At 40.6% G+C, this 21,741-nt stretch carries 19 protein-coding genes and 1 pseudogene; 6 read left to right on the top strand and 14 right to left on the bottom strand.

The window, feature by feature from the left end:
* Window positions 1–99: 99 nt before the first annotated feature.
* The 5 genes from EDC17_RS00780 to EDC17_RS00760 are packed head-to-tail and all read left to right on the top strand — an operon-like array spanning window position 100 to window position 4,955.
* Window positions 100–1,533: a phytoene desaturase family protein gene (locus tag EDC17_RS00780; RefSeq protein ID WP_132775951.1), complete on the top strand. Its 1,434-nt coding sequence runs from the start codon at window positions 100–102 to the stop codon at window positions 1,531–1,533.
* Window positions 1,533–2,453, top strand: a complete 921-nt coding sequence (locus EDC17_RS00775) for an epimerase (protein ID WP_132775950.1) — start codon at window positions 1,533–1,535, stop codon at window positions 2,451–2,453. Before EDC17_RS00780 ends, EDC17_RS00775 begins: the two co-directional genes overlap by 1 nt.
* 10 nt (window positions 2,454–2,463) lie before the next feature.
* Entirely contained in the window at window positions 2,464–3,720 is a 1,257-nt protein-coding gene (locus tag EDC17_RS00770) for a YeiH family protein (protein WP_317126022.1), read from the top strand.
* A gap of 49 nt (window positions 3,721–3,769) precedes the next feature.
* A complete protein-coding gene (locus tag EDC17_RS00765; RefSeq protein WP_132775948.1) occupies window positions 3,770–4,318 on the top strand; it encodes an RNA polymerase sigma factor in 549 nt (182 codons plus the stop codon).
* A complete protein-coding gene (locus EDC17_RS00760) occupies window positions 4,308–4,955 on the top strand; it encodes a hypothetical protein (protein ID WP_132775947.1) in 648 nt (215 codons plus the stop codon). The genes EDC17_RS00765 and EDC17_RS00760 overlap by 11 nt, the downstream gene beginning before the upstream one ends.
* Window positions 4,956–5,115: 160 nt before the next feature.
* On the opposite strand, the gene EDC17_RS00755 is transcribed toward EDC17_RS00760, so the two are convergent.
* The 9 genes and pseudogenes from EDC17_RS00755 to EDC17_RS17685 all read right to left on the bottom strand — a co-directional run bounded on the left by EDC17_RS00755 (window position 5,116) and on the right by EDC17_RS17685 (window position 12,439).
* Complete coding sequence (locus tag EDC17_RS00755; RefSeq protein WP_132775945.1) at window positions 5,116–5,679, bottom strand: nitroreductase family protein; 564 nt, start codon at window positions 5,677–5,679, stop codon at window positions 5,116–5,118.
* Between the two features lie 123 nt (window positions 5,680–5,802).
* Complete coding sequence (pepT, locus tag EDC17_RS00750; RefSeq protein WP_132775944.1) at window positions 5,803–7,065, bottom strand: peptidase T; 1,263 nt, start codon at window positions 7,063–7,065, stop codon at window positions 5,803–5,805.
* A 302-nt stretch (window positions 7,066–7,367) separates the two neighbouring features.
* Window positions 7,368–8,068: pseudogene (locus tag EDC17_RS00745) on the bottom strand (DUF4197 domain-containing protein).
* A 105-nt stretch (window positions 8,069–8,173) separates the two neighbouring features.
* Window positions 8,174–9,007 (bottom strand): endonuclease/exonuclease/phosphatase family protein, encoded by an 834-nt coding sequence (locus EDC17_RS00740; RefSeq protein WP_132775942.1) that lies wholly within the window; start codon window positions 9,005–9,007, stop codon window positions 8,174–8,176.
* A gap of 1 nt (window position 9,008) precedes the next feature.
* A complete protein-coding gene (locus EDC17_RS00735; RefSeq protein ID WP_132775941.1) occupies window positions 9,009–9,767 on the bottom strand; it encodes a glycerophosphodiester phosphodiesterase family protein in 759 nt (252 codons plus the stop codon).
* Between the two features lie 16 nt (window positions 9,768–9,783).
* Window positions 9,784–10,602 carry a phosphodiester glycosidase family protein gene (locus EDC17_RS00730; protein ID WP_132775939.1) on the bottom strand — a complete coding sequence of 273 codons (819 nt, stop codon included), beginning with the start codon at window positions 10,600–10,602 and terminating at the stop codon, window positions 9,784–9,786.
* Window positions 10,603–10,646: 44 nt separating this feature from the next.
* Complete coding sequence (locus EDC17_RS00725) at window positions 10,647–11,294, bottom strand: HD domain-containing protein (RefSeq protein ID WP_132775937.1); 648 nt, start codon at window positions 11,292–11,294, stop codon at window positions 10,647–10,649.
* A gap of 321 nt (window positions 11,295–11,615) precedes the next feature.
* Window positions 11,616–11,942 carry an RteC domain-containing protein gene (locus EDC17_RS17690; RefSeq protein ID WP_449441389.1) on the bottom strand — a complete coding sequence of 109 codons (327 nt, stop codon included), beginning with the start codon at window positions 11,940–11,942 and terminating at the stop codon, window positions 11,616–11,618.
* 8 nt (window positions 11,943–11,950) lie between these two features.
* Entirely contained in the window at window positions 11,951–12,439 is a 489-nt protein-coding gene (locus EDC17_RS17685; RefSeq protein ID WP_432047020.1) for an RteC domain-containing protein, read from the bottom strand.
* Between the two features lie 36 nt (window positions 12,440–12,475).
* On the opposite strand from EDC17_RS17685, the gene EDC17_RS17390 reads away from it, so the two are divergent.
* Entirely contained in the window at window positions 12,476–12,598 is a 123-nt protein-coding gene (locus EDC17_RS17390; RefSeq protein ID WP_262708152.1) for a hypothetical protein, read from the top strand.
* Between the two features lie 180 nt (window positions 12,599–12,778).
* On the opposite strand, the gene EDC17_RS00715 is transcribed toward EDC17_RS17390, so the two are convergent.
* Genes EDC17_RS00715 through EDC17_RS00695 form a run of 5 tightly spaced genes read right to left on the bottom strand, consistent with a single transcriptional unit; the run spans window position 12,779 to window position 21,682 of the window.
* Complete coding sequence (locus tag EDC17_RS00715; protein WP_013597178.1) at window positions 12,779–14,833, bottom strand: heavy metal translocating P-type ATPase; 2,055 nt, start codon at window positions 14,831–14,833, stop codon at window positions 12,779–12,781.
* A 22-nt stretch (window positions 14,834–14,855) separates the two neighbouring features.
* Window positions 14,856–15,560 (bottom strand): transglutaminase-like domain-containing protein, encoded by a 705-nt coding sequence (locus EDC17_RS00710; RefSeq protein ID WP_003010388.1) that lies wholly within the window; start codon window positions 15,558–15,560, stop codon window positions 14,856–14,858.
* A gap of 47 nt (window positions 15,561–15,607) precedes the next feature.
* Complete coding sequence (locus EDC17_RS00705) at window positions 15,608–16,030, bottom strand: Fur family transcriptional regulator (RefSeq protein WP_013597180.1); 423 nt, start codon at window positions 16,028–16,030, stop codon at window positions 15,608–15,610.
* 13 nt (window positions 16,031–16,043) lie between these two features.
* On the bottom strand, window positions 16,044–17,315 hold the full coding sequence (locus EDC17_RS00700; protein WP_032132265.1) for an efflux RND transporter periplasmic adaptor subunit: 1,272 nt from the start codon (window positions 17,313–17,315) through the stop codon (window positions 16,044–16,046).
* Window positions 17,316–17,323: 8 nt separating this feature from the next.
* Window positions 17,324–21,682, bottom strand: a complete 4,359-nt coding sequence (locus EDC17_RS00695; RefSeq protein WP_132775936.1) for a CusA/CzcA family heavy metal efflux RND transporter — start codon at window positions 21,680–21,682, stop codon at window positions 17,324–17,326.
* Window positions 21,683–21,741: the final 59 nt, after the last annotated feature.

Here is a 21,741-nt window from a genome sequence, read left to right as displayed (position 1 = left end):
CTAAAATATTCCAATTGGATTCATAATAAATAAAAAGGTGGCAGAAGAGTGCATATTTTCAGTTTTTACCTTTAAATTAGGTTATAAAACGAATTATCCTTGGAAAAATACGATGCCATCATAGTAGGTTCTGGTCCCAATGGTTTTGCTGCTGCCATCACTTTGCAACAGCAAGGACTTTCTACATTGATAGTCGAAGGCGCGGATACGATTGGGGGTGGTATGCGTACGAAAGAGCTGACGCTGCCTGGATTTAAGCATGATGTATGTTCAGCAATCCACCCTATGGCAATGGCGTCTCCCTTTATGCGGGCGATTCCGCTGCAGGCATATGGTTTGAATTTTCAATACGCTCCATATGAAGCTGCTCATCCGCTGTTGGAAGAAGAGGGGGCTGTGGTATCTAGGGACTTGCAGCAGACTATTCAAGATTTGGGAGAGGATGGGGACCGATACAGTCGCCTGATTGCTCCGGTAGTTCAACAATGGGATAAACTCGCGATAGATACGTTAGGACCTCTGCGGCGACCTCGGCACCCCGTTCAGCTCGCTAAATTTGGGATGAAAGCCCTTCAACCTGCCTCTTGGCTCGCTCATACATTTAAAAGTGAAAAAGTCAAAGCACTATGGGCTGGCATGGCCGCTCATGGTATACAGCCATTAGACAATATGGCTACCTCAGCGATAGCCATGGTTTTGTTGGGCGTAGGTCATCGCTATGGGTGGGCCATTCCGGAAGGTGGTTCGCAATCCATCGCTACAGCCTTGGAACGCTACTACCGCAGTATAGGAGGCAAGATTCAAACTGATTTCTGGCTGAAAAATAAATTTGACTTGCCTGCACATAAGGTGCTCTTGTTGGACATGACACCTAAGCAGTTGTTGGAAGTCAAAAATCTAAACTTTGCCCCGCCTTACCTCAAACAACTTCTTCGATACAAGCAAGGCATGGGCGTATTCAAGATTGATTGGGCATTGTCCGAAGAAACTCCTTTTTCTGATCAGCGTGCACGGCATGCAGCAACAGTTCATATCGGAAATTCTTTTAATGATATCGCTTTGGCCGAACATGATGCGCAAATGGGCCGTGTGGTAGACAAGCCCTTTGTATTATTCACCCAACAAAGTCTATTTGATAAATCGCGTGCACCCGAAGGAAAACATACAGGTTGGGCATATTGTCATGTGCCTCATGGTTGTACGGTTGATTATACGAATATTATAGAAAATCAGATAGAGCGGTTTGCTCCGGGATTTAAGGATACAATCCTAGCAAGACATACTTTTAGTCCTGCTCAATTAGAAAATTATAACCCCAATTATGTCGGTGGTGATATCAATGGGGGACTGATGGATATAACACAATTGTACACCCGTCCGACATTTTCGCGGAATCCACACCGAACTTCAGATCCAATGGTTTATATCTGTTCTTCTGCGACGCCTCCGGGTGGCGGTGTGCATGGTATGTGCGGCTATCATGCTGCTCGGCTCGCACTGAAAGATCATTTTAACATTAAAGTAGAGTTGTAATGAGTTTAAAAAAAATTGTGTTGGCAGGAGGGACTGGTAATATCGGCCAATTGCTGACAGACTATTTCTTGCCATTCGGATATCAGGTGGTTATTCTATCCAGAAGTGAGAGAAAAGGCGCTCCTGAGCGCGTACAGTACGTACAATGGGATGGTGAACATATGGGAGATTGGATGCTTGTGCTTGATGGAGCAGATATGTTGATCAATTTGAGTGGTAAATCTATTCAATGTCGATTTACAGCGCGTAATAAGGAAGTGCTTTTGGCATCCCGGATACTTCCCACTAAAGTATTAGGTCAGGCTATTGCACAGCTGCATAATCCTCCGCGATTATGGATCAATTTCTCAGGTGTTTCTATTTTTGAAGGTGTAGAAGGTCTCCATGATGAAGGTTCTACACAGTATGGACATACTTTTTTAGCGGATCTAGTACAGCAATGGGAGAATACATTTTTCGAATATCATACCCCTTCGACGCTGAAAGTCTGCCTTCGTCTGAGCCCTGTGCTGTCGCGTGATTTTGGTATGTTCAAAGAGTTATATCCGTTGGCAAAGCTGGGCTTAGGTGGACAAGTGGGGGATGGTGAACAGCAGGTTTGTTGGATACATGAGCAGGATTTAGTGCAAATGGTGAAGTGGATTATGGACCATCCAGCGCCTTCTCCATTATATCATGCATGTGCTCCAGAGCCGGTGAAAAATAAAATATTCATGAAAGAACTCCGCAAATCCGTAGGTATGTCACTGGGTATGCCATTGCCCACACCTTTTGCCAAAATTGGTGCTTATTTTAAAGATGTAGAGAGTGATATGCTGTTGCTTACCAATGCGGTGCAATCTTCTCGACCTTTGCAACAAGGGTTTCATTATAAATTTCCTAATCCAAGTATAGCTTTTTCACAACTAACCCAAAAATAATCCCACTACGATGATGTGGACAAAAAAAATCCCCTTCAATGAGGATTGGACCGTAGTTGTCCTAGGCCTCGGACTTATCTTGATGGCTTTACTAGGCTTTCTGGTACCCAAGCCGAGCTTCAGTTGGTCTGCCTCTTCCGAATTAGCGGAGAAGGTTCTTTCGCTATCCAATTTAACGAAAGTGGGCAGCCAGTTTCTTATGGTGTATATAACAGCCATTCTTGCAGCTCTACTCCTTAATAAATCTATTCGAGCGCTGTTGGTTGTATTTCCTGTAGTTTTCTTATTGACGTTGCTCGCATTAATTTTAGCTGGAAATGCGAGAGTAAAAGAATATAACCTCGAAGCCGTAATCTTTGCTTTGGGCATTGGATTATTGATTAGCAATACCATTAAATTGCCAGAAGGGTTTAAAAACGCGCTAAGTACGGAGCTATATGTCAAGATTGGTTTGGTATTGTTAGGGACAACCGTTTTATTTAATGAAATTTTAAATGCCGGCACCCGTGGCTTAGTACAGGCGTTGGTGGTTGTGATTTCAGTTTGGTACTTTGCTTTTTGGTTGTGTAAAAAATTGAAGATTGATAAAGAAATGTCTCTCATGCTTGCCAGTGCGGTTTCCATTTGTGGGGTTTCGGCAGCTATTGCGACTTCTGGAGCAATAAAAGGTGATAGCAAAAAATTGTCTTATGTCATTTCGTTAGTACTCATCACCGCTATTCCGATGATGATTTTCATGCCTTATCTGGCTGAATGGATGGGCCTTTCGCAAGACGTAACAGGTGCATGGCTCGGCGGCTCTATAGACACCACGGGCGCTGTCGTGGCTTCCGGATCTTTGGTAGGCGAGGAAGCGTTAAAAATAAGTACAATCGTAAAATTTTCACAAAATGTATTACTCGGAATAGCTGCATTTGCGATTAGTATTTATTGGACGTATGCCAAATCAGTCGACGAGGAAACGAAAAGAGAAAAGCCTACATTGAAAATTATTTGGGAGCGGTTCCCTAAGTTTGTTCTGGGTTTTGTCGCGGCATCACTTCTTTTTTCCTTTGTTATTTCGCCAGAAACAAATAATAATGTAAAAGATTCTTTGAAATGCTTGCAAACCCTATGGTTTGTTTTGGCATTTACCTCTATTGGATTAGAGACCAACTTCAAAGATTTATTTCAGCACAGCAACAAAAAACCTTTATATGCATTTTTAATTGCACAAACATTTAATGTAATTGTTACTTTAGTAATAGCCATGCTATTATTTCAATAATATTTATGGAAAAATCGATTTTAAAGCATCATTATAACAAATAAAGTGCATGAACGAAAAGGAGCTTCTCACACAATATAAAGCTACGGGTAGTCTAGCTGTATTGGGCAAGTTGTATGCTCCGTATATGTCTTTGCTGTATGGTGTATGCTACAAGTATTTGCAAGATGCGGAGCAGAGTCAAGACGCGGTGATGCAAATTTTCGAAGAGCTGATTCCCAAATTGCGTACACATGAGGTAGACAATTTTAAAAGTTGGCTGCACGTGTACACCAAGAATTATTGTTTGATGCAATTGCGCAGGGATAAGCGTCGTCCGCAAGTGGATATTGATGATAATATCATCGAAAGTGAGCAGCAATTGAATAATGTGGAGGAGGAAAAATGGACAGAGGGAGATTATGAGAAGCTCGAGAATTGTTTGCAGACACTGAATAAGGAGCAAGAACAGTGCGTTCGTTTATTTTATTTAGAACAAATGTGTTATAAAGATATCGCTGAAAAAACACAACTTGACCTCAATAAGGTTAAAAGTGCTATCCAGAATGGTAAGCGGAATCTTAGGATATGTATGGAAAGTAATAAAAATGGAAAATAATTACCAACTCTCACGCATTCACAATTATGTACATGGGTTAATGAACCCTGACGATATGCATGCGCTGGAACGTGAAGCATTGGAAGACCCATTTTTGCAAGATGCAATAGATGGTTATAGATTACAAAATGGGGTTGACACCAAGCAATTGAGTTTGCTACAGCAACGTCTTGCTTCCCGCGTGGAGGCACAAGCGGATACGCGCAAGAAACAGTTCTACAGCTGGCAAAGATTAGCTATAGGAATGGCTGCAGGTGTGCTATTTGTCGCTGTATGTACATTGGTGTTGATGCGGTATCTGACGGATACCAAAAAATCTGATTTGGTGGAAGTGCAGATTATGCAAGACCAAGTTTTTGATTTCAATATATTTCCTGTTTCTGGAAATGATGTTGAACCTGTTGATGGCTGGAAGGCTTTTCAAGAAGTGTTGGAGAAGGAGATTCTTGTAGATCAAGAACAACGCATTGAAGTCTCTTTTAATGTCGGTGAGAATGGTAAGGCTAGCGATATTAAGATTGAAGGAGGAAGCAAGGACACCAAAGATGTGTTGACTAATATTATCCAGAATGAAATATCATGGAAAGGCGGTAAAGCAAACTTCTATGTGGAAGCAACGAAAGTGAAAATTCCCTAAATAGAGAAAATTTTCTTTGAATTAGAGCTAATTCGGATTTACTTATTATTCAAAAATAGATTTTACATTTGACCCCGGTAGCTCCTACGGATATGATCATTGGCATTGGCTATAGGTTTTAAATAATAAAGGTTGGCAATTTGCCAACCTTTATCTTTTATTATTCTTCCCAACGGATTTTATCTTCGATAGGTGAGCGAACGGGTTCGCGAGGTTCTGCATTGTGATGTCCTAAATAGAATAAGCCAACGCATTTTTGATTTTCTTCTAAATTTAAGAATTCACCTAAATGATTGATTAATCCTGGAGTAGCCCAGTAACCACCAATATTTAATGAATGTGCTGCCAACCATAAATTTTGAACCGCACATGCTGTTGCTGCCAATTCTTCCCATTCAGGCAGATCACCCGTATAGTTTACAACAATTGCGATAGCTACATTGGATTGTGTAGCTTTTTTCGCCATATTTTGTTCCGTTAGTTCGGTATATTTTTCTGATGGTGTAATGTTTTTGTATATGCGTGCTAATTCGCTGCCCAATCTTTCTAAACCATCTTTGCGAAAGATGACGAAACGCCAAGGTTGCGTACGTTTGTGTGTAGGAGCAGCATTTGCCGCTTCTAAAATGGTTAAAAGATCTACTTTTGAAATATCTTGATCTGTAAAACTGTTTTGATTTACTGTTCTACGGAATTTGATTGCGTTTAAAACTTCGTTTGACATAAAATTATATTTAAGTAATGTCCTATTGCCGGACAGGCAGTTACTTTTTTAGAAAAAGCAACCAAAAAGTTGTCGCTGAAAACTTTGGCTTCGATACGTTTTTAGCTGTCGAATTATGTTGATTTAAGCTTTTTCTTCCCAAAGAGTAGCAATATGCAAAATTGTTTTTACTGCTTTCTCCATATCCTGCTTGCTGACCCATTCCATTTTACCGTGGAATGCATGACCACCAGCAAACACATTCGGACACGGCAATCCCATGAATGATAATCTAGAACCATCGGTACCACCACGGATGCTGCGACGTTCTGCTTTAATTCCTGCACGTTCGATAGCTTCCAAGCCAATAGCCATAATTTGAGGATATTGATCCAATACTTCTTTCATATTGCGGTATTGCTCTTTGGTCTCAAATGTATAGGTCGCGCCGGGATATTGAGCCACGATATCTTTTGCAAGTGACTCGAGCTCCGCTTCATGTTTCGCCAAATTTGCGGTATCATGATCGCGAACAATAAATCCTATAATTGCTTTTTCTACGGTACCCGATACATTTGTGGGATGCACAAAACCTTCTTTTCCTGAAGTACTCTCAGGTGAGAGTCTGTTTGTAGGCAAAGCGTCAATAATTTTTGAAGCTATTTTGATAGCCGATTGCATTTTGCCTTTAGCGAATCCTGGGTGTACGGATACACCATGAATCGTAATGGTTGCAGCATCTGCCGAAAATGTTTCATCTTCAATGGTGCCAGCCTTTTCACCGTCCATCGTGTATGCAAATTGGGCTCCTAAGCGCTCTAAATTCACAAAATCTACACCACGGCCAATTTCTTCATCTGGCGTAAATAATATTTTGATGTCACCATGTTTGATTTCAGGATGGGCTATCAATAATTTGGCTGCTTCCATGATTTCCGCCACACCGGCCTTGTCATCCGCGCCCAATAAAGTCGTTCCTGAGGCGGTGATGATGTCGTTTCCTATTTGCTCCGCCAAATCTTTATGCTCCCCAAAACGAATAACTACTGCATTGTCATCAGGCAATACAAGGTCTTGGCCTTGGTAATTGGCGTGTACAATTGGTTTTACATTCGTGCCAGAGCAATCCGGAGAAGTATCGACATGCGAACAAAAGCAGATGACAGGAACATTTTTGTTGGTGTTAGACGGAATGGTGGCATATACATAGCCATTTTCATCCAACTCTACATCCTGCGCACCCATTTCTTTCAATTCTTCTACCAGCAGTTTACTTAGATTGAGTTGCTTAACTGTCGATGGAAAGGTTACTGAACTTGCGTCCGATTGTGTATCTATCTGCACATAACGCATAAAACGGTCTGCCACAGAAAGATTCGATAGATTATTTATAATAGAATGATCCATTTTGACGTTATTTTAATACAAATGTAGCAAAGAAAGCAGGTTTTAAGGTATATTTATTGTCAAGAACGCAAAAGAAAAATGGGGAAAGATTGCTAAGGGCACTGAAAAAGTCCTCTTCAAAAATTTGAGTATCAAAAAAAGGGAAAAAGCACATATTTAACCCACTGAGAATCTCTTATTTGAAGATTTATTGATAAATGCTTTAAAATAAACAAAGGATAAGGGCTTATGAGTATAAAAATTCATAAGCCCTTTTTTAGTGGATAGTTTTTCAGTGCCCTCAGATTGCTTTCCCCATTTTTTTATTTTTGCTTGTCAACCCATCCAAATACGGATTGCAAGATATTGGTATTTCGGGATCCTCCGATATTCTGTCTGATTTTCAACTCTTCATCGGCTACTTTGACAAAAAGGCCTTGTATCGCTTTCTGCGTGACATAGGCATTCAAATCTGTTTGCACTTTATTCGAAGATAATGGAAGTGAATTATAGGCTGTGGTAAGCTGTGTCCAATAGGTATTGACGTTATGTTTGCCTAGGGCCGTAGCTACTATAGGGCTAAATTTATCTGTTAAAGTCGCTGAAGTAGTACGTTTGAAAAATTGCGTAGCGGCATCTTGTTGCGTGCCTAATAGAATATTGAAGGCATCCGTAACGGTCATTTGCGAAAGCGAATTTACAAATACAGGAGCAGCCTCTTTGACGGCTGATTCAGCAGCTCTGTTGAGACTTAATATGAAATTATCAACTAATTTTCCCATACCTGCTGAGCGCAGTGTTTGTTCTACTCGGCGCGCTTCTTCCGGCATCAATACTTTACGAGCGCATCTCCATAGAAGCCGTTTGTTGCCGATAAAGTTTTTATACTATTTTGCAAACCATTATTGAGTGCTTGCTTGATGCCAGTCACGGCTTCCGCTTGCGTAATAGTCGTGTTGGCTTCTGTGCTGGATGTTGTCGTGCCTGGGTTACCTTGTGGTAAAGTGGTTGCTATCTGACTCATAGTTTCGCAACCCGTCAGTAGAGGAAGGACGGCTAAGCTTAATGCTAAGTAGCTGAATGATTTCATATTTTAATTTATTGAAATACAAAAATACAAAAACTTATTTTACCAGTCTAGGAGCGCGACTACCGGGAAATGATCCGAAGGATATTTGCCTAGATAGGTGTCCGTCAATACGGCATATTTTTTCACCTGAAATGCCGGTGATACGAAAATATGATCTATTCTGCTTTTCTTTTGGATATTTTTTCCCCAGCCATTGAAGGTGGAATTGGGTTCGTACACGAATTCTGCGAGCTCATATGTGTCTTGGATAGAAGGCGAATTTGCCAATGTAAAGTATGCTTCATCCTGTTCATTGACATTCAAGTCACCGCAGATTATTAATGGTAATCCTTGAGCTAATTCTTTTGCTTTTTGCAGCATCAGTTTCGCACTCTCAGTACGTGCCACTCGTCCAATATGGTCAAAATGTGTATTCATAAGAATAAACTCCTTACCATTGCTTTGATCTAGGAAGACAGCCCAGGTGCAGATGCGGGGTAGGGCAGCGTCCCATCCTTTGTTTGGGGATTCTGTATCGGTCGCCGAAAGCCAGAATGTCCCGTTTTTCTTCACAGTATAGCGCTCTTTCTTATAAAAAATCGCTGAATGTTCGCCCTTATCCTTACCATCATCTCTGCCGACGCCTACATAAGCATATTTCGGAAGCATCTTTTGCAAATCATTCATCTGATCTTTAAATGCTTCCTGTACACCGAAGATATCGAAATCATGGTACTTTATTAGGTTGCCCACTTTATCCTTTCTGTCCATCCACAGATTGCCGGTATCGACCTGTGTGCGTAGACGGATATTATAGCTTGCTATTGTAAAAGACTGTCCATAGATTGAGCCAATACTACATAGCAGAATCAATAAGCTTATTATCTTTTTCATATTATTTGTTCAAAATATTATTTAACAATTCAGGTTCGTCAGTGGTGATATAATCTACGTTATTGTCAATGAAATATTGCATGTCTGCCTCATTATTGACCGTCCAAACATTGATTTTCATAGCACGATCTTTAGCATCTTTAAAATAGGCAGGATTATTTTTGAATACATAATAATTCAGATCCATCTCCGCGAATCCGTCATTATACAATTGAATAGGACTTTTGTCCCCACCCAGATACTGTATGCGAACATCCTTGTCCAGTTGTTTGAGGTGTAGGCAGGCGTCATAGCTGAAAGAAATAAAAACGGTTTGATCGAGTCCATTCATTTTTTTGACAAGTTTGTAGGCCATATCTGCCGCTTTGATGGAGCGTTCTTTGCCTAGCGTGCTCGGTTTGATTTCAAAGACCATTGTCGTGTGTTTTTGTTTCAAGCCTGTACGCATATACTTTTTAGCTGTTGGCAGTTTTTCACCGTTGGCTAGACGCTTTTTTCTTAAAGTTTTGTACGTGTTTGTGGCCACATCGATACCTTGATACTCATTGTCGTGATTCACTATGAGGACATCATCTTTGGTGAGCGATACATCAAATTCAGAACCCCATACTTTTTGGTCAATAGCATGTTTTAATGCCGCAATAGAATTTTGCGGTACATTGGTGTTTTTCCATGCGCCGCGGTGCGCCACTATTTTCGTTTGCGCAAATGCAGTGAGCATGGTAAAGGTAAGGAATAGGGCTAAGGTGATTTTTTTCATAATTGGGGTATTCGGTTTATTTTTTTATGTAAATTATATTAGAAACTTTTCGTTCGCCTTCGTGGTCAAACTTTTGATTGTCCGAAGGATAGTTTACTATTCCTTGAAAAGGCTGCCCTAGAATATACATGGCTGTGCTTCCACCACCATCAAGATTCATGGCATGTTGGCATCCGTACCATCTCATTATGTCTGTTAGCTCGTGTAGGCTGACACCTTGCGATTGGCTGCGTCGACCATCTACAGTCATGAAAATTAATTTGTTATCTTTAATGCCTATAGCAGTGCGTGGGTGTCTATTATCATTAAACGCATTTTTAGATAATGATAGTATATTGCTGTGCTCGATTAGCATGGGGCCGGCCAACATCACATTGGGATAGACGGCTATAGTCGCTGAATCTCTGACTATTTTCGTACGTTTATTATCGAATGCAAAATAGGCATTTGCACGTGCGCTCTTGGAAAGGGTAGGGTTAATAATCTGATTGTTCACTTTTATGAAATCTACCGCTCCACCATTTTTCATGTCAAAAAAACCGCCATTGATGGCTGCTAAAGCTTGGGCTTCCTGAGAGAGAGTGGAAGTGCGTTCACGACTATTCGGCAGCGCTTTCATGCCTAATTTTTTCTGGTACTTTTTGAGGTCAATCTCTACGATATTAATAATCTGCTGACTATTGAATAGGGAAGCGAATGCTGTACTTTTCCAGATGACGCCTTTGCTGAGTTTTTGGGTTTGCCATTGCTGCTGAACAAAAGTGAGCGAATCTGCTTGACAATAAGCAAGTACAGGGAATAATAGGACAAATAAAAAGGCAGTAATTTTTTTCATAATTACTGCCTAATTTAAATTATTTCAAATAAATAAACGAGTGTTTATCGCTTTCCTTCCCATTCTGCATAAAATTGTTGCAAGAACATTTCCATAAATTGGTGTCTTTGCTCGGCAATTGCTTTGGCAGTAGGGGTATTCATTTTGTCTTTTAATAACAACAATTTTTCATAAAAATGATTGATGGTTGGAGCTGAAGTCTTTTTGTATTCTTCTTTGCTTAGATTTTGTTTTGGGGCAATATTCGGATCGTACATCTCACGGTTTTTGTAGCCGCCATAATTGAAGGCACGCGCAACACCGATAGCGCCGATAGCGTCCAATCTGTCCGCATCTTGTACAACCTCGAGCTCTTTGGAGTGGTAAGTTACTTCACCGAGTGATGCTTTGAAAGACATATTCAGAATAATGAGTTTCACTTGCTCGATCACCTGCTCCTCGACACCAATAGAGGCCAGAAACTCGCCCGCTACACGCGGACCAATGGTCTCGTCTCCATCATGAAATTTACTATCTGCAATATCGTGTAATAAGGCGGTTAATTCGCATACCAAACGATCTGCTGATTCGGTCTCTAATATAAGTTTTGTATTGTTCCACACGCGTTGGATGTGCCACCAGTCGTGTCCTGCTTCAGCAAATTTAAGCCTATCTTGTACGAAAGCTACAGTAAGATCAATGATATTTTGCATCTGTAAATGAATAAAAAGCTAATATAAGAGTTCTTTATTAGCTTTTTATCCATTTATTTTAAAGTTTTCAGGAAAAAGCCTTTTCGGTTGAATACAAGGCTCTTATGTGGGTTATCAAAGATAGTCAAGTAACGATTTGGTAACGGTGCTTATTGCTTTGCTTTTCAACACGTTTCCGTTAGCTCACAGCAAATATACAAAATTTATTATTCTCAAAACCATACAAAGGATTTTAATATCCGATTATTACACTTGGTAAAACAGGACAAGAAAAAAGGGCTTTTATTAAACCCTTTTTACGCTGTACAGATATAGCAAACCCTACCTACCGTCCTGCTCGTCCATTTTTTTGATAAGGCTTTCTTTAAGGCTGTCAAGGAATTTAGTTCTGTTCATTTTTCGGGATTTGAGTTCTAAAAACGTGTGATAGAAATCTCCCAAATCAACATTAAAAGTGCTTTCAAAGACTTTGACGATAGGTTTAATATCTGCATTGGCGTTATTGAATATGCCTTGTGAATGTAGTGGATAAATCAATTCGGTTAAAGCGGTCTTGCTACCTGTCCAATGCAGGGTTGTCGGTTTGTCGCTTGTGGCTGTTTTTGATAGTTGGTCTTCGAGGTAGTCCTGTATCAAATCATTGGCAATAATCTTTGCTACTTTGTAATCGTGGGAAGTGGAAAAACTGTGGTCGGTTTCAAAAAATAGAATGTGTCCAAACTCAATTGAACATTGTGCTTGCCACGAACAAAATAGGTGTGGTCAAGATAAGTGCTGTCGGTTCTGTAATAGCTGTAAAACGCCATATTGTTATCAAAAAACCTTTTGAGCTTTGATAATTCTTTATTGAAATATTCTTCCAAAACTTCTTTTCCGCCATAAGGTCTTTTGGCTTCAATCTTATACACAGCATTGTAATAAATGAGCTTTGCAACGATGGTAGGTTTCTGATGTTTGAAAAAACGGATTTCTTCGTCTTCATCGCTGAACCCTGTTTTTAGCACATATTCCTTTAATTCGGATAGGCATTCTACAATAAGAAGTATAACAGCTTCTATCCGTTGTATGGAGCAATCAGCTTCAACCTCCAATTCGTTGACTGTTGTTTTTAACCTATGTAATGTTTCGTTGTAAAATTTATTCATTCGATTATTTTGAAATGTTTAAGCGCACTATGAGTAGTGAATTGCCAACAGCGCTGTTCCCTCATCAAAAACATCTGTCATTTCAACGATGATGATGATGTTGGTGTTGATGGTGCTGAAAATTACCTATATAATGATGATAAATATGACGGACAATAGCAAAAATTAGGAATATCAATATGGCAGAGAGGAAAATCAGCATTGTCCAATTAAGTATTCGGTGATGCAATCTTTCTACCCTTTTTACAGGCTTTCTTGATTGAGAAATATGCCGATTGGGGATATATTTCTTTTTGCGTATTTTCTTTTTCCTTTTCAAAACTCATAAATTGAAGGGGTTTAAAATTTCATTCGCTGTATTCTTACCGCATTTAAAATTGCCAATAACGCTACGCCAACATCCGCAAAAACAGCTTCCCACATTGTCGCCAATCCACCTGCTCCAAGTACGAGTACAATAGCTTTGACACCGAAAGCCAAACCGATATTTTGCCAAACGATTTTCTTTGTCTGTTTACCGATGTTGATTGCCATAGGTATTTTACTTGGCTTATCGTCCTGTATGACCACATCTGCGGTTTCGATAGTGGCATCACTCCCTAATCCACCCATTGCGATACCTACGTCGCTCAATGCCACAACAGGAGCATCGTTTACACCATCGCCCACAAAAGCAACGCTTTCGCCTTTGGCTTTGATGTCTTTAACTCTGTTTACTTTGTCTTCGGGCAATAAATCTCCAAAGGCATTGTCTATCCCCAACTGCTCCGCTACATATTTCACAACGGTACTTTTATCTCCGCTAAGCATCGTTGCTTTAACATTGAGCTTATGCAATAGGGTTATGGTTTCTTGTGCATCTTCTTTGATACTGTCGGCAATCGTGATGTAACCAACAAATTTGCTGTCGTATGCAACGGCAATAGTTGTATAAACGATGCTGTTCGGGTCTAAGTCGTATGATATGCCGAACTTACCCATCAGTTTGAAATTCCCGACCAATAAATCCTTACCGTTTACCGTTGATTTCAAACCGTGTCCGGCGATTTCCTCCGTATTTTCCAATCGAATTTCATTATTCGGTCTCCCCACGTATTCGTGAATAGCGGTTGCTACGGGGTGTGTGCTATGGCTTTCCAAAATGTTGACTAATTCCAGAATTTCAGCTTTATCAAATTCGGGATTGAAGTTGATATCCTGAACCTTAAAAACGCCCTCTGTCATTGTACCTGTCTTATCCATCACTACGTTTTGAATATCGGAAAGAGCATCTAAAAAGTTACTTCCTTTGAACAGTATTCCATTTTTGCTCGCAGCACCAATACCACCGAAATAACCTAAGGGAATGGAAATAACCAACGCACAAGGGCAGGAAATAACCAGGAATACCAAAGCCCTGTACAGCCAATCTCTAAACTCATAATTTTCCACAAAGAAATAAGGCAGTAGGCAAATGGCTATGGCTAACAGCACTACAATAGGCGTATAGATTTTTGCAAATTTCCGGATAAATAATTCCGTTGGTGCTTTTTGTGCAGTGGCGTTTTGCACCAATTCTAAAATCTTGCTCAACTTACTGTCGGTGTATGCGGTCGTAACTTTTACCTGCGATACGGTGTTGAGATTTATCATCCCTGCCAAAACGGTTTCGCCTTTGTTTTTTGTATCTGGTTTGCTTTCGCCTGTTAAAGCCGATGTATTGAAAGATGCCGTTTCGGACAACAGTTCTCCGTCTAAGCCTAATTTTTCTCCCGGTTTAAGCTGTATAATTTCGCCAACGGCAACAGTTTCTGCCTTTACGGTTTGCGGTTCATTGTTTTTTAAAACGGTTACTTCATCGGGTCTTTGGTCAAGCAAAGATTTGATGTTTGATTTTGCCCTCGAAACAGCCATTGTCTGAAAAACTTCGCCAACGGCATAGAACAACATTACCGCAACGCCCTCGGGATATTCGCCAATGGCAAATGCCCCGATAGTTGCAATGCCCATCAAAAAGAACTCCGAGAAAATCTCGCCTTTGCGAATACTCTCAACGGCTTCTTTGAGTACGGGCAGTCCAACAGGAGCATAAGCCACCACGTACCAAATAATCCGTACCCAATCGGTAAACCACGTCTGCGGAAACCAATTATCCATTGCAATACCTGCAAGCAACAGCGCAAGGGAAATAATGGCGGGAAGAAACATCTTGAAAACATTGTCAGTATCTCCTGAATGCGAATGGTCGTGTCCGTCATCATCACTGTGGTCGTGATTATGCCCGTCATTTTTGTGATGCCCTTTTACCAATTCCTTAGCACCTGCTTTGGTGTAGATTTTTTCTTCCTGTGTGCAACAAGTCATTTTGCCTTGTGCATCGTAAGTATGCTTGTGATTTTTGTCTGTATTTATCATAGCCTTTAATTTTTTAGGTTCGTTACACTTTTTTATTTCTTATTCTTTCTACATTATTATTCATTATATGCCTCACGATATGCTGAAAAATAAACTTCTTGAAAGCGTTCAGTTCTTGTTGATGTTTTGCATAAAACGCATCGGGTGTATCAAAAACGCCAAAGTCCCGATTGATGCCTTTATCCTGAATAAATGTATTATTGAGGTTCCATTCAATCGGCGGGTTCTCAAAATTATCGGTATAAACCCCGAAACCGCAAAAAGTGGTCTTGCAATCACTGTTCTGTTCCTGTAATTTAGTGAGGTACGGTTTATCCAAAATCACGCCCTCCAAAAAATACCATTGCTCGTTTACCCAAACTTCAACCCAGCTATGCAAGATATTCTTAGGCGATAGTCTGTACCAAATACCTGTAATAGCTCCTTTCTGCAATGCCTTGTCAATGGTAAAGCCGTGAATACGGTTAGGTACATCTGTTGCTCTTAACAAAGCCATTAATAAAGTGGCTTTTGTGTTGCATTGTCCGTACCCGTCATTCAGCACCTGCGATGCGGAAATATAATCAGAAACATTATAGCCAAACTTTATTTCGTCCCGTACAAAATTGTAAATGGCTTGAACTTTGGCAACGGTGTCCAAGTTTTCCCACCCTCTCTGCTCCAATAGCTTTTGTATGGAAGCATTGGAGTAGTCAAGGATTTTTGTTTCTTTAAGATAGGTGTCCATAACACATTTATATTTATAACAAAGTTACACAGGGAGAGCCTGCAATGCTATTGCAAACTCTCCTTTAAACAGTTTTCACAAATTCCCTTACCAAATAATTTTAGTTCGTCGATACGGTAATTCTGACTTCCATTCTGCGGTATTATAAAATCCTCCTTACAGGTTGTCTGCTTACAAATCTTACAATAGAAATGTAAGTGCCAATCCTTGTGTGTATTTTCATCACACCCATCGTGGCACAGAATATACTTGACCGTAGTGTTCTCCTGAATACTGTGTACAATGCCTTTTTCTTCAAAAGTTTTCAAAGTCCTGTAAATCGTAACCCTGTCTGCTTTATAAAAATGGCTCTCAATTTCAGATAAGGACATTGCTGTCTGCTGTTGCTCCAAGAAGTCGTACACCAATATCCGCATACTTGTCGGATTGGTGTTCTTTGACAACAGCTTCTGTTCAATGTTTTTTTTCATTATCCAATGTTTTTTAGTGAGCGTGGGCGTGTTCTCCCGAATCATCCATTTTTGCATTCACAAAAAACGCGCCTTTTACCACGATATGCGCACCGTGCGGAATTTCACTTACAGGTGTAATTGCCGTATAACCCAATTGCGTAGCACCTTTAACGACTTCCATTCTTACAAATTGAGTTCCTTTTTCAGAACCGTGGTTATGGTCGTGAGCTTCGCCCTCTTTATGGTCGTGAGCTTCTTCTTCCCGCTCCTTGACCAAAAAGATGTAATACTTTCCGTCTGCATTGACAATAGCATCGTTGGGTACAGCCGTACTTAATACATCATCTAAACTTACCATTCCGGTTATACTCATTCCGTCAATCAATCCTGCTTTATCTCCTGTAATCTTGCTGTGAACAGCAATAGTTTTACTCTCTCCGCTAAAGGATGAGCCGATACTATAAACTTCGGCAGAATAAGTCTTATTGGGATTGTTGGTTACGACAAAATCTATTTTCTGACCTATTTTGATTAAAGGAATATCCTTTTCATACACCTGTAAGTCCAAGTGCAGGGCTGTGTTTTCTATGATTTCAGCAATAGGCGATGACACATCTACATAGCTTCCGATTTTGGCAAAAACATTGCTGATAGTACCGCTTATCGGACTTGTAACGACCAATGAGGATTTAAGGCTCGAATTTGACAAGGAAGCCGGATTAATCCCCATCATTTGAATTTGCTGGTTCAAAGAAGACTTCCGTGTTCTCAACGTGTTCAGTTCAGTAGTGGCACTTTGCAGGTTTTTCTTTGCTCCGACATTTCCGTCGTTCAGCTCTCTTTGTCTTACAAGTTCCTGTTCGGCAAACTCTATCCGGCTATTGATGCTTAGGTATTCTTCCTGCAATTGTATGAATTGCGGATTGGAAATAGTAGCGATAACCTGACCTTTCCTTACGAAATCGCCTATCTCCACATTAAGGGATTTGATAACACCACCAAACAACGAGGTTGCATTCGCCTTGTTGCTGTTGGGAACTCTTAATGCTCCATTGGCTTTCAATGTTGCGGATAATTGCTTCTGTTCAATTGAACCGATTTCAATACCCACCGCTTTCATCTGCTCATCGGTCAGCACTGCAACATTTTCTTCTTCTTCTTCGTGTTCGTCCGTTGTTGTTTCTGCTTCCGTTCCGTGATTATGCCCATCGCCCTCTTTATGATTATTTGTACAGGCGTTGAAAGCAAAGAATGCAACGAGGACAAGAACGCTAAAAACTATATTATTTATGATACGTTTCATATATTGTATTATTTACTGATTAATGAATGGATAAGCGTTACAGCCTCATTGATTTGCTGAATGCTATTTAAATAATTAAGCTGAATGTCTGCTGTTGTCTGCAAGGCAAATAGGTACTCCACATAAGAAATATCTCCGGTACTGTACCCCAGCTTTGCAGCATTGATAATCTCATCAGCATTGGGAAGTGCCTGCTCCTTGAAATAGGTAAACTGCGCTACATATTGTTCGTATTGTTTCAAGGCGTTTGCCAATTCCGTTTTAAGCTGTTGTTCCTGCCATTGCGCATTTAATTCCAATGATTGTTTCTTGTAATCAAGCGAGCGAATTTTTGCTTTGGTGGTGGTAAAAATTGGGATTGTAATACCTAAATCAACAAAACTAAACCGCTGTCCTTTGCCATAAAATTGCTCTACACCATTTTTACTGTGCATTCCTATCAGCGATATGTTATTATAACCGAATGTAAAATCAGGCAAGCTGTTTGCTCTTTCCAATTTCTTGTTCTGCTCGGCAATTTTCGCCTCTTGATACAATAACTGGATGCTCGGATGATTTGCAACAGCCGAACTGTCAATGAAAGAACTTAACAGCAATGGTGTATAATCCGGTTGCGGTTCTATTAAGAAGTCTTCCTGTGTCTGCATCAGATTTTTAAGGCTTTGATAGGCGTTCTGCCTTAAAACCTCGTTCTGTTGATACAAAAGACTTATTTCCCCTTTCTTGGTAGTCGCAGTATTAACGTCCAGTTTGCCTATATCTCCGGTTTTGTACCGCAGTTCTGCTACGCGGATAAAGTCTGCATAAATAGTATCAAGATACTTTAAAACCGAAGCATTATGCTCCAAATATTCCAACTGGTAATAATAGGTTCTTACCTGTTTTCTAAGTTCATTTTCTGTCAGAGCCTTTGACCATTGCCGACCTTTGACTTGCTCTTTGACCAAGTTTTTCTTTGCCCCAAAGAGCGTTGGAAAGGGTATGGTCTGCGAAATCTGGAAGCCGTTATCAAATTCGAAACTGTTAATATTCCCATATTGGAAATCTACACCGGTCTTCGGCAGTTCATACGCCGTCTTGCTAAGGCTTTGGGCAGATTGAATATCCATATTTTTGGAACGTAGCTGAGGGTTATTCTCCACAGCAATCTCGATAGCCTTATCTACATTTATCGGAGTTTGTGCCTTACCGTTTTGAGAAAATCCCAAGAACATAAACAGGAACAACACGGGTGCTATGGCTTTCGTTTTATTATTTTTCGGAGGTTTTTGGTTTCTCATAAATACGAGGTACAGCAAGGGCAGCACGAACAACGTCAATGCAGTTGCTGAAATCAATCCTCCGATAACGACCGTTGCCAACGGTTTTTGTACTTCTGCACCTGCACTTGTACTCAATGCCATTGGTAAAAAACCTAAACTTGCCACAGATGCTGTCATCAATACAGGCCTAAGCCTTGTTTTAGCTCCCTCGATAATTCTCGGAACAATCTCGTTCCAACCCTCTTTCTCCAGTCTATTGAACGTGGCAATCAGTACAATCCCGTTCAGAACAGCAACACCGAACAGAGCAATAAATCCGACACCTGCCGATATGCTGAATGGCATATCCCGCAATAAAAGGGCAAATACGCCTCCAATGGCACTCATCGGGATAGCCGTATAGACCAAAACGGCTTCCTTGAACGAATGGAACGTGAAGTATAACAGGATAAAAATCAAAAGCAGGGCGATAGGTACTGCTATGAGTAATCTGTCGGTAGCTTTTTGGAGGTTCTCAAACTGACCACCATAAGTAAAATAATAACCTGTCGGTAGCTTAATCTGTTCAGCCAATTTATCCTGAATTTCATTGACAACGCTGGCTACATCCCGCCCCTGTACGTTGAAGCCGACATATATCCTGCGTTTACCGCCTTCACGGCTGATTTGTGCGGGCCCTAATTTGTAATCAATGTTTGCAACCTGTGAAAGCGGTATTTGGTCGCCGTTTGGTAGTGGGATAAACAGATTGCTCACATCCTCAATGGAACTGCGGTGGGCTTCATCAAGCCGTACCACCAAATCAAATCTTCGTTCGTTTTCATAAATCACACCTGCTGATTTACCTGCGAACGCAGTGCTGACAATATCGTTTATTTCCTGTACATTCAAGCCGTAATTGGCTATTCGGGTACGGTCATATTCGATATTGATTTGGGGAAGACCTGCTACCCGTTCTACCTGCGGAGCAGTCGCACCTTCTACTGTTTGAATAATAGCATTCGCTTTATTGGCATAAACCAACAAACTGTCGAGGTCTTCTCCGAATATCTTAACGGCTACATCCTGCCTGATACCTGTCATCAGTTCATTAAACCGCATCTGTATCGGCTGATTGGCTTCAAAGAATACACCGGGAATAACTTCAAGTTTCTCCATCATTTCATTGGAAAGCTCGTCATAGGATTTTTTTGTTTTCCATTCGTCCTGCGGTTTTAGGATAATCATCAGGTCAGTGGCTTCGGGAGGCATCGGGTCTGTCGGTACTTCGGCAGCACCAGTCTTGCCTACGACCATTCTCACTTCGTCAAATTCCTTGATTATCCTTGATGCCTGCATAGAGGTTTCCAGACTTTGGCTTAACGATGTTCCTTGTGGCAGGATACAGTGGAAAGCAAAATCGCCCTCGCCCAATTTTGGCAGGAACTCTCCGCCCATCCGTGAAAAAAAGAATATACTTATGGTAAACAGCCCAACGGCAACCGCAATAACCACATATTTCATCCGAATGGCTTTTTCTAACAATGGTTTATAAACCCCTTGAAGATAGTCCATCATTTTGTCTGAAAAATTCTTTTTGGTAATCGGCTTTTTAGACAAACACAAAGCACTCATCATCGGGATATAGGTAAAGGACAAAATCAATGCTCCCAAAATGGCAAAACTTACAGTCTGTGCCATTGGCGTAAACATTTTACCCTCTATACCCACCAAAGTAAGGATAGGGATATAGACAATGAGGATGATAACTTCGCCAAATGCGGCACTCGTACGAATTTTCCGTGCAGATTCATATACCTCTTCATCCATTTCTGCCTGCGTAAGTCTTTGTGTGGATTTCCGCAAGCCCAAATGATGCATTGTCGCTTCAACAACAATCAGGGAACCATCTATTACCAATCCGAAATCAATAGCCCCCATACTCATCAGGTTGGCACTTACACCAAACAGCCGCATCATTCCCAACGCAAAAAGCATAGATAGCGGTATGGCTGAGGCTACAATCAGTCCTGCTCTGAAATTCCCCAGGAATAGAATTAATACAAAAATAACAATCAGTGCGCCCTCAATGAGGTTCTTTTGAACCGTACTTATCGCTCTATCAACCAAATCCATTCTGTCTAAAAATGGTTCTATGACCACGTCTTCGGGTAGAGATTGTTGGATAACCGGTATTTTTTCTTTGATACTTTTTACAACTTCAGAGGTGTTTTCTCCCTTCAACATCATTACAATCCCACCCACAGCATCTACTTCGCCATTATAGGTCAATGCTCCGTACCGGGTTGCGTGACCAAATTGTACTTCTGCCACATCTTTGATAAATACCGGAACGCTACCTGTATTTTTAACGACGATATTTCCTACATCTTCCAATGAAGTAACCAGACCAATCCCGCGAATAAAGTAAGCATTGGGCTTCTTATCGATATATGCACCTCCGGTATTTTGGTTGTTGTTTTCGAGGGCGGTAAAAATATCGGAAATACTAACGTCCATTGCCTTGATGCGGTTTGGGTCGATAGAAACTTCGTACTGTTTAAGCAAACCACCGAAACTATTGACTTCTGCAATTCCCGGAGTACCGTAAAGTTGTCTGGCAACAATCCAGTCCTGCATTGTCCGCAAATCCATTGCGGAATATTTGTCTTCACTGCCTTCTTTGGGATGAAGAATATATTGGTACACTTCGCCAAGACCTGTACTGACAGGAGCAAGTTCAGGTGTTCCAATCCCGTCAGGTATCTGGTCTTGTGCTTCTTTCAGCTGTTGGCTTACTAACTGTCGTGCAAAATAAATATCGACATTATCTTGAAAGACAACGGTTACAACAGATAATCCAAATCTTGAAACACTTCTTATCTCTTCTACTTTTGGAAGATTAACGATACTTTGCTCTACGGGAAATGTTACTAATTGTTCTACTTCTTGTCCTGCCAATGTAGGCGACAGGGTAATAATCTGAACCTGATTGTTTGTAATGTCAGGTTGGGCATCAATGGGGATTTGGTTGGCACTCCATACCCCCCAAATGATGAGAAACAAGGTCATCAATCCTATAATGAACTTATTCTTTATAGAGAATTTTATAATACTATTTAACACTTCTATTGTGATTAATGATGAATAATTAATGATAAATTGCAATGATTATGAATACGAGA

Origin of the sequence: Sphingobacterium alimentarium, from assembly GCF_004342685.1 — a bacterium.
GTDB lineage: Bacteria > Bacteroidota > Bacteroidia > Sphingobacteriales > Sphingobacteriaceae > Sphingobacterium > Sphingobacterium alimentarium.
The sequence above is the reverse complement of the archived record's forward strand: the minus strand, read 5'-3'. Positions and strand labels throughout refer to the sequence as shown.